We start from the raw sequence: 17044 nt of genomic DNA on the forward strand, positions 1-17044 counted from the left end.
TTGGCCGGACCAAATAAGAATGGCCTGACCAAAACAGCACAATACGAGAATCGAGGGGTGAGCGGCGACGGGTGCCCCGGACGACCTGCGACGCGATCGCGCAGGCGGGCCGGAGGACAGTCAGGATGATGGAGGGGGTATGGTCTGTTACTGCGACCGGGACGGCATTCGCCTGGCGGCGAACCGGGCGCAACAGACGCCACAAGCAGCGACGTCTGTTGCGTTGTCAGCGTCAGTGATGCGCCAGCGTCAACGGGGCCGGGCGGCCACCGCTGATCGCCATTGGCGCCGACGTGTCCAGCTTGAACACCGCCAGGGCTTCCGACAACTGCGCGGTCTGGTCCGTCAGTGACGTGGCCGCAGCCGACGCTTCCTCGACCAGCGCCGAGTTCTGTTGCGTCATCTGGTCCATGTCGCTGATCGCCAGGCCGATCTGCTCGATACCTTCGCTCTGGCGCTGGCCGGCGTCGCTGATGTCGCCCATGATCGTCTGGACGCGGCGCACCGCGGCCACGATCTGCTCCATCGTGCTGCCCGCCTGGTCTACCAGCGCGCTGCCGGCGTCGACCTTGGAGACCGAGTCGCCAATGAGCTCCTTGATTTCCTTGGCGGCGGTGGCGCTGCGCTGGGCCAGATTGCGTACCTCGGACGCCACGACCGCAAAGCCGCGGCCCTGCTCGCCTGCCCGCGCTGCCTCGACGGCCGCATTCAGCGCCAGGATATTGGTCTGGAACGCGATGCCATCGATCACCGAAATGATCTCGACGATCTTGGTGGCCGACGTATTAATGGCACTCATGGTCAGCACGACGTTGCCCACCACTTCGCCACCGCGCGTGGCGATGTCGCTGGCCGTCACCACCAGGTCTTTGGCCTGGTTGGCGTTGGCGGCATTGGCGCGCACCGTGTCGGTCAAGGCTTCCATGGCACGAGTCGTGTTTTCGAGGCGACCGGCCTGCAGCTCGGTACGGCTCGCCAGATCGGCATTGCCGCTGGCGATGTCGCCACTGGCCGACGCGATCGTGTCGGCCGAGGTCTTGATGCCGGCCACCATATTGGCCAGGCGATCGCGCATGTCGGACAGCGCGGCCAGCAGGCTGCTGTTGTCGCCCGGCTCGATGCGAATCGCCATCGACAGGTTGCCGTCGGCGACCATGCGGGCGATGTCGCGCGCATATTCGGGTTCGCCGCCCAGTTGCTGCCAGATCGTACGCACCATGAACCACGAGACAGCGATCAGTACGGCGATCACGATCAGGCCGGTAACGATAGTGACTGTCACAACGTTCGTCACGCTGGTCTCGCTGCGCGAAATGCCGGCCTTGAATTGCTGCTGCGCCTGTTCATTGACCTTGGCGACGTCGGTCGTCAGGGTTGCGAGCGTCGACTGCATGCGCGTCACGACGGCCTGCGGATCGCCCTGCTCCATTTCGAGCATGATCTTGGCCGCTGAAACGGCCGGTTCGTAATACTGTTCGAATTCCTGACGCAGGCGGGCGCTGGTTGCCCCCATGCCGTCGATCTTGCCGAAGCTGGCCAGCTTGGCCCGTACCTTGTCGGCCTGTTCGCCAACCTGTGTCAGGCGCGCCTTGTCGCCTTCGCTGACGGCGTCGCGCAAGCCATTCGTGACCGACTCGATGTCACCGGCCAGTTCCTTGCTGATGTCGAGTGCCGGATAATCCACGCTTTCGGTCGTGTTGATCGACGTGAGTGCTTTGTTGGCGATGCCGGCACTGACGGCAACCCCGAGGGTAAAAATGATGGCCGAGATGATCGGCAGTGCCCAGATCCTGCGTTTGATGCTCATGCTGCCTGCTCCTGAATGCAAAACCCGCCGCACGCGCGGCGGGGTACCGATAAATGATCAGGAACCGGAATAGACCACTTTGACCGACGCGTCGACCGCGCTCTTGTCGATATAGCCAATCGCCTTCGGATCAGCCGCAACCGCTTTCTTGACGCCGGCGTTGTCGCCGACTTCCTTCGGCATCGTGGCCTTGCCGGTGAAGACGAGCTTCGACCAGAGTGCCTTGATCTGCGACGGATCCTTGTCCGTGACTTTCTTGTAGAACTCGGCACGCGCCGGCGCGCTTTCGGCCTGGTCGACCGGGGTCATGGCGGTCGATTTACCCAGGAAGAACTGGGACACCTGGTCCTTGGTCAGCGACGATTCGGCAGCTTTCGCATTGACGACGACGACGACTTCGGCAGCGGCTGGCAGTGCGAGCAACAGGGCGCTCAGGATGATGCTTGCTTTGAACAGTTGATTCATTGGTAATTCCTTAGAACACGAAGTCGAGCGCCACTGCGCCGACGGTCACCGGGCCCTTGAAGCCAGGCTGGACGTTGACGAACTGGCCGTTGCCTTGCGGCTTGATGCGATCGATCTGCACCTTGAGCGCGGCCGACGTCGTGAAGTCCCAGCGCACACCGATGCTGTCGGTGGTCTGGCTGGTGCCATCGATGGCCGTGGTCAGCGTGTTCATCAGGCCCGACAGCGCCGCCAGGGTTGGCGCGCACACGAACGGGGAACCTGCCGGGCAGGTGCCAGGGATGGTGTTGGTCACACCCTTCGACATCACTTTGGCGTGGGTGTAGTACGGCAGGAATTTGCCGAAGCGGTAACCGCCCATCACGTAGAACGACTTGGACGAACCCAGGAACGAATCCGGCATCTTGCGCTTGGCGTATTCGGTCAGCACGACGATATTGTTCCAGTCCATGGACAGGCCAGCCGACGTGAACGTGTACTTGCGGTCCTTGGTGTTGAGCAGGTTGCCCATGTCCGCGACTTGCGGGATGTTGAACGCGGCAGCGGTGTTGTTGAAGGTGATCACGGCTGCATCCAGTTGCGCGCTCTCCGACGACAGCTTGGTGCCACTACGGCCCACGCGCACGATGAACGGGCCCTGTTCGGCCGTCAGGTTCAGTGCGTACTGGTCGCGCGATTCGGCGGTAGGACCGCTTGACGTCTTGAAGTCGCTGCGGCCGTAGGCAGCCGTCGCTGTGACGGTCGTCTCGCCGTACTGCTGCTGCCAGGTGATGTCGGCGCCGTCGATGTTGTTGAGTGGCATCTGCGAATACAGTTCCTGCGGCGGACGCAGGAAGGTGTTGGCGTAGCCCACGTTGCGGTATTCCGAAATCATGAAGGCCGGCATGGCCATACGGCCGACGCGGATGCTCAGGTTATCCGACAGCTTGGCCTTGACGAAGGCCCACGACAGTTCGGCGCCGAAGCTGTCTTCGCCATCCTTGCGCACCAGGCCCTGGCCGGTGACCGACAACCAGGAGTTGACGGTATAGTCGGCCTGCAGGCCGAGGTTCGAATCGACGCCGGTGCGTGGATCCTTCTTGACACCGGACGACTGGTTCGAGCGGGCGAATTCAGCCTGGTCGGTGTCGGCAAACGTGAGAGCGCCGGTGCCGAAACCGCTGATGCGAACGGTATTGTTATCCTGAGCAAAGGCAGATGCGACGGCGAATGGCAAAGCGAGTGCCACCACGATGAAACGTGTTTTCATAAATTCCTGGGGAGTGCGGTGAAGTGGTTTGTTGAATGCAAAAGCAGCGACATGACCTGCGCCGCATCGCATTTGCTGAGGCAATTGTATCCATCTGGAAACTGTTGCCGCAACGAAAATTCACACAAAGTCACTTTTTCTGTTCAATAAGTGTGTTTTTGTTGCGAACTTCTAACGCATTATTGCAATTCAACTATTTCAACCGATTCCCAGGCTGCTGACGACGCCAGGCTGCAACGGCTCGCGCGCTGCCCGGCGCCCTGCACTACCGCTGCGTCAGAAAGCCGTCCTGACGCCCAGCACGACACGCCGGCCCGGCAGCGGCGCGATGTCCTTGAGGACCGAGGTCGACAGGCGGATATCGTCGTTCAGGATATTCTTGGCCAGTGCAAACCACGTGAGGTCAAGACCCTGTACGCGCTGCGTGTACGACAGGTTGGCGTCGAGCTGGTTATAGGCCGACGTAGTTTGCTGCTCGTTGGCGGCCAGGCGATCCTGCCCGCGCGCATGCACCAGTGACAAGCCGCCGCGCCACGCACCCTCACGGTAACCGACGCTGGCGCCGATCCGGTCTGCGGGCTGCAGCGGCAGGTTGCCGCCGCCATCGGCGAGCCTGCCGCGCGAGGTGTCGCCAAACAGCCGGCCCGACCAGCCGGCGCCGGTCTGGTTGTAGGTCACCTCGGCTTCCGCACCATGAATGCGGGCACGGCCTTGCTCGAACGTGCGGGTGCGCAATTCGTCACCCGGGTTGCCTGCCTCGTCGACCATGTCGCTGCCAATGCGGCCGAAGATGTAATTGTCGATGTTGTTGCGGAACAGGTTGGTTTTCCAGCGCACCAGGCCCGTGTTCTTTTGCAGCGTGAGCTCGACGTTCCGCGAGGTCTCCTTGTCGAAATCCGGATTGCCGATGTCGAAGGTGGCAGTGGCATCGTGCGGCCCGGCCGAGTACAGCTCTTCGATCGCAGGCGCGCGCTGCGCGTATGACAGCGTCGCGCCGACGCTGTAGCCCGGCACGAACGGCCAGGCGGCGCCCACCGAACCCGAGCCAAGGTCAAACGTACGCTGCCTGCCGCTGACCGGCTCACGCTTGACGTTCTCGTAGCGCGCGCCGGCGCTCATGCGCAGCGGGCCGGCATCGCCCTCTTCCACCATGAACAAGGCCGTCGTTCTGGAATGGGTCAACGGCACCGTGTCCGGGCCGCCTTCGGCGCTGAGGGCCGAGAAGTGCGTGTTCTCGGTCTGGGCACCGATCGTCCCGCGCAGGCCGGCAATGGCGTCGTGCGTCAGTTCGAGCCGGGTTTCGAGCGACCGGTTATTGAAGAGGACCTCGGGACCGTCCTCGCCCAGCTCGGCGTGCTCGTAGTCGGTGTAACCAGCCTTCAAGCGCAGCGATTCAACCCCCTTGAAAGGCTGCTTCAGCATGCTGTCGAAATCATAGCGGTCCTGCTTCTGGTCGATGCGCGAACCCTCGGCGCTCGGAATGCCGTACAGATTGGTCAGGTGCGATGCCGACACGCCGGCGTAACCCCATTCATCGACCCACGAGGCGCCGGCACCGAGGTTCTTTTCGCGCGTGTCCGAGTGCGTCAGGCGGCGCATTGCCGAGTCGGCATCCTGCAGGACCCGCCGGTCCGGGATGCGGTAGTCGTCGGTATCGCGCCAGTTGCCATCGACGTGCAGGGCGATCTTGCCGCTGGCGGCGTCCGCGGTACCGGAGACGTTCTTGCCGTTGTCGCCGGTGCTGTAGCGGGTCTCGACCTGGCCGGTCGGCGCGGCTTCGAGGTGCGTCGGAATGCGCTCGTTGACGATATTGACCAGGCCACCAATGGCGCCCGAGCCGTACAGCAAGGCCGCCGGTCCGCGCAGGATCTCGATCTGGCGCGCCACCGCGCCCTCGGCCGAGACCGCATGGTCGTTCGACAGGCCCGACACGTCGGACACGGACATGCCGTTTTCCAGCATTTTTACCCGCGAACCTTCGAGGCCGCGAATGATGGGGCGCGAGGCGCCGGCGCCGAAGGCCGAGGCGGACACGCCGAGTTCCTGCGACAGCGTCTCGCCGAGCGAACTCCCGGCCTTTTCGCGTAATTCATCCCCGGCCAGTACTTTCGCCGGGGTCAGGATCTGGTCGTTTTCGCCGTTACGGAACGGCGACGCGGTGACGATCACCTGCTGCGTGTCGGCGGTGCGGACCGATTGGGCCTGTCCTGGCATAGTCCAGGCGAGCAGGATGGCGCTGGCAAGCAGCGTGCGTTGAATATTCATGGTGACAACCTTGGGCAAAATGGGTGCGAACGGCATTGCCATGGCGGCGCCACGGCAATGCATCGATAACTGCGAATCGACTCAGTTCGCCCGAGGGGGACCGCGCGGGTAACTCGCGTGAATGGGCTGCGCCCGCACGCGCTCGGCGGCCAGCGCCAGCGGGCTGGCGACGGCCGTGTGCGGCACATGCCCGATGTAGTGCGGCAGCGGCAGCGCGACATCGAGCTGGGCGTCGGCCGCGCACTCGGCGCAGAATTCCTGCAGCGCAGGCGCATCCGGTTGGCCACCCGCCTGCTGCACGCCCTGGTGTTGCTGCGTGCCGTGCCAGTGCGACAGCCCGTGCGCCAGCGCCATCTGCTGCGAGATGAGCAATAACAGCGATAGCAGGCAATGAAGAATGGAGCGTGGCATGCGCGGCGAATGACGGTTGACCGGCGCATTCTACGTGATGGGCGCCGATTGCGACAGCAACCATCAGCCATTGCGATGCAGTTGTATTGACCAGGCATGGAGGCGGGGAGCGCTCTGCATTGGAGGCCACTGATCCGGCGACCTCCGGATAGCAGCGCGCATTGAGGCGACAGGGTGTTCGCGGTGATGCAGGGGCACAGTCCGGTAGTGTTGTGAAGAAACGACCGGAAAAGCGACTGGCCTAACGGCATGGTCGAGGTTGCTGGTATCCTCGCCGATCACCACCTTTCCCGATTTACCACTGTGATATTGCTCGACCCTACCACCGTCATTCTCACGTCGACCATGATGGCGGCGGCGATGACCGTCGTGTTGTTTTCTGCGTACCGTAGCTTCCCTGCCGAAGTGCGGGGCTTGGGCTATCAGGCGCTCGGCATGTTGTCGCTGACGGTCAGCGGCGTGCTGTTCTGTGTGGCGCCACTGATTCCTGAAGGGCTGTTGCTGTTCGTGGCCAACAGCACCATGCTGGGCGCCGCCGGGCTGATGCTGGTCGGCACCCAGCTATTCTACGGCCGTAAGCCGAGCTGGTGGTGGTTGGCGCTGACGTGGGTAGCCGGCATGGGCTGTCTGGTCGGCTGGTATGTGATCACCCAGAATTACGCGTTGCGGGTCGCGGTGTTTTCATTGCTGACGCTGTCGTTCTACGTGGCGCAACTGGTGCTGCTGGTGCGTCATGGGGAGCGCCACTTCTCCAGCTGGTTCTTTGGCTCGCTGTTGCTGGTGCAGTCGATGGTGCTGCTGTTGCGGCTGGTGGCGGCGCTCAATGGCGCGGTTGGCACGAGCAATGCCAGCAACGGCACGATACAGGGTATTTTCCTGTTAACCGCCAACTTCATGACGCTGATGATGGCAGTCGGTTTCATGACCGTCGCCACCCGGCGCCTGCAGGTTGTGATGGAGCACCGTTCCGGCACGGACCCACTGACCGGGGCGCTGAACCGACGCGGTTTCGCCGCCGCCTACGGGCGCGAGGTAGCGCGCATGAAACGCCACGGCGAGCCGATCTCCCTGCTCAGCATCGACCTCGACTTCTTCAAGGCCATCAACGACCAGCACGGCCACGCAGTCGGCGACCAGGTACTGGTGCACGCGGCGCGCACCACCCTCTCGGCCCTGCGCGAGATCGACCACGTGGCGCGCTTCGGCGGTGAGGAATTCATCGTGCTGCTATCGGGCACCACGGCCGAGCGGGCGAAAGCGACGGCGCTACGCATCCAGGCATTGCTGCTCGCAGCGCGCGGCGGCGACTTGCCAGACTACACGGTCAGCATCGGCATCGCCAGCCAGCAGGCGTCCGACGAGAGCCTGGAAGCCCTGATGGCGCGCGCTGACGCCGCCCTCTACCGCGCCAAGGCGGCCGGTCGCGACCGCAGCGAGGCGGCGTGAGCGCGCGGCCTCGGCGGCATACTGCACTCAGCGGCTGATGGGAAGTGCGGGCAATCAGGCGGTTGTGACCTTACAGCGTACGAGTAGCTGCCAACAAATGCGCACCCGTTTTGTGCGATAACTCGTGACTGCTGATGGCTGAACCGGGTCGCCGGGCCTGCTGTCCGTGTTGCTGCAGGACCGGTTCGCTGCCGGAACGACAGCCGCAATACGACCCGAAGCGCTTCTTTACTGAAGGTGGCCGGGCTAGCGATAGATGACTTGGACAGGATGGGGCACGTGCGTTTCGAAGGCTTCGGCGAATGCGACAACTTCGGCAAGAGATTCTTCTTTATGCGATGTCGTGAGGATCATGTGTTCCCCAAGTTCGTCTTCCCCGACGCACGTCCAATCGAGAGCGTCTTCCCACTTCTCCGCGTCCACGCCAATCGCGCAGAAAAGCGCAATACGCGCTGCGAGCAGGTCACGCAAAAAGGCATTGTCTTGCTCAGGCCTGTATCCAGACGCAGACACCAATACGATTTTTCCAGGGTAAGTCATCCTTGACTTTCAACAGTCCAGTTCTGGCCCAACGCAGCCATTCAGGCAGGATGCTCAGATACTTCCGAGATGACTGCCGCTCGCAGTTGAGTATTTCTTAGCCGCTTATCAATTCAGAGGTAGCAGCGACAGCCAGGTACCGCCCCGAGGCGGACCTACCTTAAGACGCCAGAAATGCATACCCGACGTAGAGAGCGAATGCACTCAGAAGGACAGCGCCGGACCACCTAACCGTTTTGCGTACTGCTGGATAGCGTTTCTCCGCAATGGGGCCAACGATGTTTACAAACAAATCCAAAAGCATATTTTCCCTTAGAGATGCTACGAAACGGCGAAATTTCGGTGATTCAAAAAGTCCACTTCTGGTCAAACCCAGCCATTCGCGTTCGAAAAGCAAGTTTCCGGACTGGGAAAATCACCTACCGTATCGACACGCAGAGGCCGACCCATAGCGGACCTCGCCGACAAGCTCATACGCGGGGCCGCCAACGCTTCACTCCGTTGCGTACGCTTACCGAAATAGCCAGCCAGAACACGAAAGTCAGCAAGAAATCCGCTTTTCTTATATGGTCGTCGCCTAGAAATCCCAAGATTAACGACACTGAACCTTGGGGCGAAATCCCATGATGATCAACTAGGTATGCCAGAGGCCAGCCGGCTGCAACGAAGGTGCAACCACTCTCGCAGTTCATGCTCCCTGGAATCACCGCGTCCACCTTGCGCGGCACTAAACTGGAAAGCAGGGTCGCAAAAAGGGCCACCAATCAGTACACGATAACTTTCTTCATCGTTTCCTTTCAACCGTGGCCAGCTTTCTGCGTCAATGATCGCTTCTGGCCGAATCCAACCTGCCGAACCAGCATGGCAGGATGCACGGTTAAAAATTCAGTGTGTGCCGCGACAGGCCGGTACCGACCCAAAGCAGACCATGACTGCTCTTCTCGACCAAGTTGATACGAATGCCTCGTCTTCATTTACTTCGGCTGTTGCGCTTCTTCGGATCTTGCTGCAGCGATAAATTCCGTTTTCTCACTAGCCGGCATTCCGGGAAGGGAAACGTAGGCTCGAACTTGCACTCCAAGCCGTCCCTCATGTTTCTCAGCAGTGATTGTGCAACCGCTGTGCAATCCATTATCAATAGTTGCCTTTTCATTTTCCCACATGATCAGGTCATCTGAAGCGGCCGTTGATGAGGTTGTACTCTGCCGTTGTTGAACCTCGTCTGTCACAAATGCGCGCCGTCGGTAATCTGGTAGGAAAGATATATACAGTTTTCCCTCGCGTGCCTCGACTCGCTTAATCCAGCAAGAATAATTTTCCGTAGCCTGAGCAGTTGATTGCAATTGGATCGACAGAGATACTATCAGAGCCAAAAACATTACTTCTCTATGGGTTTTCATAATAATTATTTATTGGTTTAAAGGTCCGCTTTTGGCCGAACTTGGCCGTTCGCGTTAGCTTAGCAGGTTGCCGGGCTGGAGAAGTCACCGGCTGTCTTGATAGCCAGCTAAGCGACTGAGCATCGGGAGCTTCGACGAAGCCCTGAGCTATTCTCGACTAGCTTTTCGGATTGTCGTCGACGTAACCATGTAACGGCTGAAGCACATAGCCAAGCGTCTCGACTGCACGCTGTACGTGGTCCCGTTGACCTTCTGTAGCGCCCATTAAATAGCTCGCTTCTGGCAATTCATCAAAGCGTAATCCATGCCCCGGAAGCACATTCCTTAGCTGCTCGTATCGAGGATCATCGCTGCGAACGAATCCTCGTGGCGCGCGGTTTGGACTCAACCAGATCCACTCGGACGAAGCTGGACCGCCCAGTCTGGCTCGATACACAGGGTAACCGTGCGCTAAACTGTCCGGATCTAAAAATTCGCAGTCCAATGCCGACGAAAGCCGGGAAATGAAGCCGTCGATATCGCCTAAGGGCTGCAGGACGAATTGATCTGAATAGGCAGTTTCGAGCAATGAAAGATAAGCGCTAAACGAAGGGGCAATAATCGAACTCGAATCGCGCTCAACATCGACATAAGCGACCGAGGGAGCTTCTGCGGATTCACGATAGTCCAAGCAAATATGCCAATGACCGTCTCCATCAAACGGCACTAGCCCGTCGAGAGGGAAGCTTACGTATTCTTGCTCCTCTGACCAGTCGAAATCGGTCAGCGACGGAAAATTCGGACCAATGCCTTTGATTAACTGATGGGGCATGTCTGACAAGGCATATCGGATATACCCGCCGTTTTGTTCGCGCAGCAAGCTGATGAAATCCTTGGGCAAAGAATACCCAAGTATTTGCTCGGCGTCGGCCAACGCCTCGTCGGTCAGGTCGGGCTGCAGGTAAGGCAAATAGGCGGGAACACGCCAGATACGTTTCGATTGATCGTTCGAACGAATGTTCATCTCGGAATGGACTCCTGCGGACGCTTGGATACTGGGTTACGTTTGGTGCGGGGTTCCAGATCGTGAAAGTGGTTACCATGTGTATTGGCAGTGCTTTGTCAATATTGGCGGCGTGGTCTCTTAAACGTCCGCTTCTAGCGGAAGGCGGCCGGTCACCTCAGCATATCAGGTCGCCAAGGCGGAAAAATCGCGGACTGTAACAAAGGGCAGCAACCGACCCAAACCAGTCATTCGCGCCTGTAAATGCTCTCGCTAAGCTGTACCCTCAATCGGGAGCTACCGATATCAGAAGGTCGGTAATGACGTCAGCCCGGAGTGGGCCATCCACGAGTTCGGCGAATTCATGCATTCGGTTTCGCAGCTCGACCATGCGTGGAGTAGGCTCAGGTTGTGTAGCCCAGGCGAGTTCGGACGGCCATTGCGCATACGCAAAATAGTGGCCGTCGGTGGACCGATGCAAACGCGACCCTAGACCGCCTCGCTCGTCGCGTACAAGTTTGGTGAGTTCTAGCCAGGCCTGCTCGAAGTCTCGCTCATGGCCAGAGGCTACCTTCCATCTGAAGTAAATCGCGTGCATATCATCCTGTCGGGTTGTGGCCAAACCATTCTGCTCGCGAATGGATACCGAAGGACCGCTTTCGGCCGATAGCGGAAGTTTCATCATCAGCAGTCAACCGGGCGGAATTGCTCATTTGAAAGTTTTTGTGTGCGGCCCAGGTGGCTGACTGTCCTGGCTCTCGCTAATAGCCGCCAACCGGTCCAAGCACATCATTTCTCAGGCACCCGTTAGCGCCCGTCGCCCCGAGGCAGCCTGTCAAGCGGGAAATTATTGGCTCAAGAAAAACCGCCTCAGGATTCTAACGCCGTGTCACCCGCAATCGCGCAGGGAAATCCTGAAATAATTTCTGCGCCTTGATCGCTTCACATCGCATTACCAGTGCAACGTCTAGTCATCTTCAGGCCCCGATTTCAGATGCTCCATGGCGATATTTATCGAATGGCCGCTGAAGCCCCGGTAAGCCAGGAAGCGATAAACCTTCTGCCGCAGTTCTTGTGTCATCCCCGTCTGTGCAATGTCCTTGCGAAACTTCTCGACCACAATCACAACGCGCTCATCTTCCGGCTCCATTTGCTCGATGGTTGCCTTCGTAAGTTGCTCGTCGATCCCCTTCTGTCGAAGCGTCAGCGCGACACGCGCGTCACCGACCCGTGGTTCGATCTGCCGCGTTTTCATCTCCGCATACCGTTCATCGGACTGGTAATTCAACCCCTGCAGGAGGATCAGTGCGTCATCTGCCTCCTGTTCGCTGTAGCCTCGCAGGACTAGCTTGCGCCGCAGTACGGCTGCCGAATACTCCCGTTTGGACAGGAGCCATCCGGCATACTGGTGCGCCGGTTGCTTCGGTTTTTGCTGTGGCTGAGCCGGGTCGCGCGCCTTGTACTTTGGCTTTTTGTCGGACGTCCTTGTATATTCTCCAGGAGCAGGCTTTTTCGTCCCGAAACTGGTCTTGGGAACCTTCTTCTTGTAGTCTGAGCTGCGTGTGATTTTAGGCACACCATCTTGCGCCGGTGCCTCCTCCGTCTCAAAAGTACGTTGCGGAAGCTTGCTGGGCCGGTCGGTCTGGTCATCCTTGCTCTTCGGTCTCGCTCCGAAGTTTGATCGCTTCGGCTTTTCGCCACTCCCATACCCTTTAAGGTCATCATCGGTGACCTCTTCAGGTTTTCCGGTCTTCGAGTTGATCAGGTACATGGATAGGTCAGGCTCGCGGCATGATTAACGATGTCGGCGTCAGGCGAATCGCCTCGCCGGACCATTGTATTCCCTGCACAGGTGCACTGTGGCTTGTGGCCGAACCCGGCCGTAGGGTGAAGCATATCAGGTTGCCAAACGAAAAGTAGGGGCCGGTGCGACAGGCCGCATCCGACCCAAAGCAGACAAACACTATCTCTCGCAACCCCCATCTTTTGCAGTTAGCCCGGTCGGTTCAGCATTTCGGGTCTTCACGATCAACGTGCGGTTGTCCTGCAGAGCTGATGCCTTTGTTGTACAACCATCACTGCGACCGCGCGGCCGTCAACGACAGGCTTAGGATGGAAAAAGTTGAACATAAAATCCCTGAGTCGATGGTGACGTTTGGATCGGAAGTGTGAACACGATACCTGAGCGTATGTACCTGAACAATGACAGCTGCAACGTCCGTTTTTGGCCGAACCCAGCTGTTCAGGCCAGCATTGCAAGTTGTCAGGCTGAAAATTCAGCTGTGGCCGCGACAGATTGAACTGTCCCGAACCGTCCCGAACCGGACGCCGGAGTCACAACAAAAATTTAACGAAACGCAGTCGCTTTTCTTCATAGCCGTTTCGCTCATAGAACATGTGCGCTCGAATGCGCGCAGTGCTGCTGGACAATTCGATTTGTGAACAGCCGTGCTGCATCGCAAACTGCTCTGCAGCGGTCAATAAGTGCGCGCCTACGCCCGAACTCCTGCATTTGTCATCGACCACCAACGCAGATAGTAAAGCCCATGAGCCGTCGACATGTAACGGCTTCAAGATGTGCACTATCGCGACTCCGACAATGCTGCGGCAATCCTCCGCTACAAATGCCTGTCCCAGGGAACCGCAGCGCAGTGCATGGAGCTGTTTCTCTACTTGCTCTGGTTCAGTTGAATATCCGAGCTGTCCAAACAAATGAACGATACGCTCCAGGTCCTCAGTCGCAGCCGTACGAATTTTCATCTCGGGTAACTCCGAGGATTACGTGGGTCGGTTTTGGCCGATAGCATAAGTTCCCGAGCACGTGTCCGCTTCAGCCCGCCGTGTCAAACATCATTGTTTTGGGTCTCAGTTTATTTTCATATATTTCAGTCGCACTCTATTCAGCAACCAATCCACCCACCGCGCGGGGGCGCGGTCGCAGATATTACAGATCGATCGCCCGCGACTATTCGCCCCTGCCCGCCTGGACAACGTCCTCCCGCACTCGCACCACCACCGGTGGCGTGCTGCTGGGAACACGGATGTCGGGATACCCAGAGACAAATGTACGGTCCGCGCTCCTGGCGTTGCACCGCTGGGCGATCGCGCTGTTGCAGCGCTGGCGACCGCCAACAACAACCAGATTGCCAGCGGTCAGCGCGTCACAGCGACTCGCCACGGAAGATCACCGAGCGGCTCACACTGGCGCCGGGCGCCAGCACGGTCAAACCGGGATAGCCCGGCATATTGTGGGCATTGATCGGATGATCAACCGGCTCGAAACAGAAGAAGTCGCGGCCGGGTGGCGCGTAGAGGATGAAGTAATCCATCGCCGCCTCGATGTTCAAGCCAACACCCCGCTCCGGCCAGCGCACACGCGCCACGCCATCCCAGCCGGCGAACGCGTTGTCGACGGCCTCCTTCGGCAGCGGCGCAAACGTGCGGTAGTCCCAGTGCGCAGGCACAGCGCGCCGGCTGGACGGCAGCTTGTCCGGCCCCGACAACCAGACCGCATCGGCCCGCGCCTGCAGCTGCGCACCGCCCGGGTCGGGCAGCCACGGATGCAGACCAAGACCGAATGGCAGCGCCACGGCACCGGCATTGCGCACCGTGAGTTCCACGATCAGTGCGTCGCCATCCAGCGTGTAGCGCAGCGTGGCGTCATACGCGAGCGGCGCAAACGCGTGCCGCGTCAGGCGCAGCAGGATCGAATCGAACGTCAGCGATTGCACGTCCCACGCCTGCTGCCAGCCATCGCCATGAATGGCGACCTTTTCGCCCGGGCGGTTCGGCGTCGGCACATACCGCTGGCCGTCGTACTCGAAGCCCGATGGCGCGATCCGGTTCGACCACGGCACCAGCGGGAAACAGGCCAGCTGGCCCGGTTGCGGCATGTCCGTGAAATCGGGCGGCAGGCCACGCAGCAGCGGCACCGGTTGCGCGCCGCGCAGCCAGTCCAGGCGCGCGAGGCCGCCGCCGATCTGCGGCACGATGACGGCCGCCAGGCTGTGGTTCTGCAGGAAGAGGCGTTGCAGCATGGGGCGCGCCGCCGGCATCAGTATTGCGGGCCGTCGAGCAGGAACTTGCCGCCCTGGTAGATCGTCGTCACGTCGTCCGGCGCCGGAAATTCAGCCGAATCCGGGAACAGGTGCGCGAAGGTGCGCGAGCTGTCCTTCGGCTTGAAGCCCAAGTGCGCGACGAGGCGGTTGTCCCACCAGACGCTGTCGTTGTCCGACATGCCGTAGACGATCGTGTGGCCCACGCGCGGCGCAAACAGCGCGCAGCGCAGCAGCTCGGTCAGGTCGTCATACGACAGATAGGTGCTCATCATGCGCTTGTTGGCCGGCTCCGGGAAGCTCGAGCCGATCCGCACGCAGACCGTCTCGATGCCGAAGCGGTCATAGTAATAGCGCGACATCTGTTCGCCGAACACCTTCGACAGGCCGTAGTAGCTGTCCGGGCGTGTCGGCGAGTTCGCATCGAGCATCTCGGTCGTGCGGTGGTAGCCGATCGCGTGGTTCGAGCTGGCGAAGATCACGCGCTTCGTGCCGGCCTTGTGCAGCGCCTCGTACAGATTGGCCACGCCAAGAATATTGGCCTGCATGATCGGCTCGAACGGCTTTTCGGTCGAGACGCCGCCGAAGTGCAGCACCGCATCCACGCCCTCGAGCAGCTTGATGACTGCGTCCTTGTCGGCCAGGTCGCACTGGACGATCTCTTCGCCTTCGCGGGCCTCGCCCATGTCGACGACATCCGACAGCCGCACCACGTCGGCCCAGGGCTTGATGCGATCGCGCAGCACCTTGCCCAGGCCGCCGGCCGCGCCGGTCAACAGGATGCGTTTGAATGGCTTGCCGACTTTCTGTACTGCTTGGGTCATGCCCATCTCCTCATGTGTTCTGTTAGATTCTGCCGCGACCTTGCTCGGGGAAAGTATGCCATACAACATCGAAAAGTGGCTAGTCCAGCTTGCGATTTTGGTCAGACCAAATTAGAATGAGCCGACCAAAAGAGCTTTACCTGCACTTCCGGAACACAGGTAATACAACAGTGAATATCACGATGCCGATTGGAGACAAATGAAACTGCACTTCGTTGCCGCCCTGCTGGGCTGCGCATTGGTATCCTCGCCCGCGCTGGCCGAGGGTCAATACCGCAATACTGACAACACGAACCTGGGCGACGCCGGCGAAGGCAGCTACCCGATCCCGTATAAAAAACCGGTGGTGGCCGAGGTCACCGCCCAGTTACAGGCGATCCGCGCCTTCATGGACCGCGCGACGCCGACCCGCATCGTCAGCAAGCGCACAGGCCAGCCAATCACGGACCTGAAAAAACCGAGTGCCGACGCCATCTTCGAAAAGAGCGCTGGCGACTACGGCATCCAGGTGTACGAAATGGGCGTGGTCCATTCGGGCCTGCTCAAGGCGGCCCAGGTCACCAGGGACCCCGGCTTCACCGCGATGACCAAACGCCACTTCGCCTTCTTTGGCGAGACGCTACCGTATTTCCGCGCGCAGGAACAGCAGTTCAAGCTCGAACGCGCCAACAGCTTCTCGCGCTTTCTCGATCCGCGCTCGCTCGACGACGCCGGCTCGATGTGCGCGGCCCTGATGCGCGCGCGCGCCGCCAAGGTCGGGCCGGATCTCAAATCCATGATCGACACCTGCAGCGACTGGGTCGCCAAGCGCCAGTTCCGGCTGGACGATGGCACGATGGCCCGCAAGCGCCCACAGGAAGTGTCGCTGTGGGCCGACGACATGTACATGAGCATCCCGGCGCTGGCCGAGATGGGCCGCCTGACGGGCGAACGCGCGTATTTCGACGACGCGGTGAATAACGTGATGGGCATGTCGAGCCGCATGTTCAATCCGCAGCTTGGCCTGTATACGCACGGGTGGCATGCGAACCACCCGGATGCGCCGCGCTTCTACTGGGCGCGCGCCAATGGCTGGGCGGTGCTGGCGATGTCCGACCTGCTCGACGTGTTGCCGAAAGACCATCCCGGCTACCCGAAGGTGCTGGCGCAGCTGCGCGCATCGCTCAAGGGCATCGCCGAACTGCAAAGCGGCAGCGGCCTGTGGCACCAGATGATCGACCGCAACGACTCGTATCTGGAAACCTCGGCCAGCGCCATCTTCACGTATGTGTTCGCGCATGCCGTCAACGAGGGCTGGGTCAGCCCGACCACCTACGGCTCGATCGCGCAAACCGGCTGGAACGCGCTGTCGACCCGCATCACGGCGCTGGGCCAGGTCGAAGGCACGTGCGTTGGTACGACGCTGGCGGGCGACATGGTCTATTACTACAACCGCCCGACCAGCGTGGATGCGCTGCACGGCTACGGGCCGATGCTGCTGGCCGGCGCCGAGATCATCCGGCTGGTGACGAACCCCGCGTTCGAGGTGCAGCACAAGGTGCGTACCTACCACTACATGCCCAAGGGTGGGCAGACCGACTACCGCGAACACCACTGATCC

Annotated in this window: 14 protein-coding genes; 2 read left to right on the forward strand and 12 right to left on the reverse strand. The window is 60.3% G+C overall.

Translation table 11 applies throughout. From position 1 onward, the window contains the following. Positions 1-232 precede the first annotated feature (232 nt). The 5 genes from AC56LN_RS12840 to AC56LN_RS12860 all read right to left on the reverse strand — a co-directional run bounded on the left by AC56LN_RS12840 (position 233) and on the right by AC56LN_RS12860 (position 6197). Positions 233-1807 (reverse strand): methyl-accepting chemotaxis protein, encoded by a 1575-nt coding sequence (locus AC56LN_RS12840; protein WP_499572193.1) that lies wholly within the window; start codon positions 1805-1807, stop codon positions 233-235. A gap of 57 nt (positions 1808-1864) precedes the next feature. After that, the gene (locus tag AC56LN_RS12845; protein ID WP_499572195.1) at positions 1865-2272 is read right to left on the reverse strand and encodes a hypothetical protein; all 408 of its coding nucleotides are present in this window, start codon (positions 2270-2272) and stop codon (positions 1865-1867) included. Positions 2273-2282: 10 nt separating this feature from the next. Continuing rightward, a complete protein-coding gene (locus AC56LN_RS12850) occupies positions 2283-3521 on the reverse strand; it encodes a porin (RefSeq protein WP_499572196.1) in 1239 nt (412 codons plus the stop codon). A gap of 276 nt (positions 3522-3797) precedes the next feature. Continuing rightward, complete coding sequence (locus AC56LN_RS12855) at positions 3798-5786, reverse strand: TonB-dependent receptor (RefSeq protein WP_499572197.1); 1989 nt, start codon at positions 5784-5786, stop codon at positions 3798-3800. A gap of 81 nt (positions 5787-5867) precedes the next feature. Continuing rightward, positions 5868-6197 (reverse strand): hypothetical protein, encoded by a 330-nt coding sequence (locus tag AC56LN_RS12860; protein WP_499572199.1) that lies wholly within the window; start codon positions 6195-6197, stop codon positions 5868-5870. Between the two features lie 303 nt (positions 6198-6500). Between AC56LN_RS12860 and AC56LN_RS12865 the strand changes: the two genes are divergently transcribed. Then, positions 6501-7643: a GGDEF domain-containing protein gene (locus AC56LN_RS12865; protein ID WP_499572201.1), complete on the forward strand. Its 1143-nt coding sequence runs from the start codon at positions 6501-6503 to the stop codon at positions 7641-7643. A 246-nt stretch (positions 7644-7889) separates the two neighbouring features. On the opposite strand, the gene AC56LN_RS12870 is transcribed toward AC56LN_RS12865, so the two are convergent. The 7 genes from AC56LN_RS12870 to AC56LN_RS12900 all read right to left on the reverse strand — a co-directional run bounded on the left by AC56LN_RS12870 (position 7890) and on the right by AC56LN_RS12900 (position 15444). Continuing rightward, positions 7890-8183 (reverse strand): DUF7684 family protein, encoded by a 294-nt coding sequence (locus tag AC56LN_RS12870; RefSeq protein WP_499572203.1) that lies wholly within the window; start codon positions 8181-8183, stop codon positions 7890-7892. 1557 nt (positions 8184-9740) lie between these two features. After that, on the reverse strand, positions 9741-10586 hold the full coding sequence (locus AC56LN_RS12875) for an SMI1/KNR4 family protein (RefSeq protein ID WP_499572205.1): 846 nt from the start codon (positions 10584-10586) through the stop codon (positions 9741-9743). Between the two features lie 265 nt (positions 10587-10851). Further along, positions 10852-11250 (reverse strand): antibiotic biosynthesis monooxygenase family protein, encoded by a 399-nt coding sequence (locus AC56LN_RS12880; protein WP_499572207.1) that lies wholly within the window; start codon positions 11248-11250, stop codon positions 10852-10854. 282 nt (positions 11251-11532) lie between these two features. Further along, positions 11533-12336 carry a regulatory protein RecX gene (locus AC56LN_RS12885; RefSeq protein WP_499572209.1) on the reverse strand — a complete coding sequence of 268 codons (804 nt, stop codon included), beginning with the start codon at positions 12334-12336 and terminating at the stop codon, positions 11533-11535. A gap of 563 nt (positions 12337-12899) precedes the next feature. Continuing rightward, positions 12900-13325, reverse strand: a complete 426-nt coding sequence (locus tag AC56LN_RS12890; protein ID WP_499572210.1) for a GNAT family N-acetyltransferase — start codon at positions 13323-13325, stop codon at positions 12900-12902. A gap of 401 nt (positions 13326-13726) precedes the next feature. Then, entirely contained in the window at positions 13727-14602 is an 876-nt protein-coding gene (locus AC56LN_RS12895; RefSeq protein WP_499572212.1) for an aldose 1-epimerase, read from the reverse strand. A 17-nt stretch (positions 14603-14619) separates the two neighbouring features. Further along, positions 14620-15444 (reverse strand): NAD-dependent epimerase/dehydratase family protein, encoded by an 825-nt coding sequence (locus AC56LN_RS12900; protein WP_482898929.1) that lies wholly within the window; start codon positions 15442-15444, stop codon positions 14620-14622. A gap of 199 nt (positions 15445-15643) precedes the next feature. On the opposite strand from AC56LN_RS12900, the gene AC56LN_RS12905 reads away from it, so the two are divergent. After that, a complete protein-coding gene (locus AC56LN_RS12905; RefSeq protein WP_499572214.1) occupies positions 15644-17041 on the forward strand; it encodes a glycoside hydrolase family 88/105 protein in 1398 nt (465 codons plus the stop codon). Positions 17042-17044 lie beyond the last annotated feature (3 nt).

It is taken from the genome of Telluria sp. ZT3P26, from assembly GCF_059686035.1.

Bases quoted from the DNA above. Each gene is read 5' to 3' on its own strand.
- AC56LN_RS12840 (WP_499572193.1), bottom strand. From the start codon at position 1,807: ATGAGCATCAAACGCAGGATCTGGGCACTGCCGATCATCTCGGCCATC.
- AC56LN_RS12845 (WP_499572195.1), bottom strand. From the start codon at position 2,272: ATGAATCAACTGTTCAAAGCAAGCATCATCCTGAGCGCCCTGTTGCTC.
- AC56LN_RS12850 (WP_499572196.1), bottom strand. From the start codon at position 3,521: ATGAAAACACGTTTCATCGTGGTGGCACTCGCTTTGCCATTCGCCGTC.
- AC56LN_RS12855 (WP_499572197.1), bottom strand. From the start codon at position 5,786: ATGAATATTCAACGCACGCTGCTTGCCAGCGCCATCCTGCTCGCCTGG.
- AC56LN_RS12860 (WP_499572199.1), bottom strand. From the start codon at position 6,197: ATGCCACGCTCCATTCTTCATTGCCTGCTATCGCTGTTATTGCTCATC.
- AC56LN_RS12870 (WP_499572203.1), bottom strand. From the start codon at position 8,183: ATGACTTACCCTGGAAAAATCGTATTGGTGTCTGCGTCTGGATACAGG.
- AC56LN_RS12875 (WP_499572205.1), bottom strand. From the start codon at position 10,586: ATGAACATTCGTTCGAACGATCAATCGAAACGTATCTGGCGTGTTCCC.
- AC56LN_RS12880 (WP_499572207.1), bottom strand. From the start codon at position 11,250: ATGATGAAACTTCCGCTATCGGCCGAAAGCGGTCCTTCGGTATCCATT.
- AC56LN_RS12885 (WP_499572209.1), bottom strand. From the start codon at position 12,336: ATGTACCTGATCAACTCGAAGACCGGAAAACCTGAAGAGGTCACCGAT.
- AC56LN_RS12890 (WP_499572210.1), bottom strand. From the start codon at position 13,325: ATGAAAATTCGTACGGCTGCGACTGAGGACCTGGAGCGTATCGTTCAT.
- AC56LN_RS12895 (WP_499572212.1), bottom strand. From the start codon at position 14,602: ATGCTGCAACGCCTCTTCCTGCAGAACCACAGCCTGGCGGCCGTCATC.
- AC56LN_RS12900 (WP_482898929.1), bottom strand. From the start codon at position 15,444: ATGACCCAAGCAGTACAGAAAGTCGGCAAGCCATTCAAACGCATCCTG.
- AC56LN_RS12905 (WP_499572214.1), top strand. From the start codon at position 15,644: ATGAAACTGCACTTCGTTGCCGCCCTGCTGGGCTGCGCATTGGTATCC.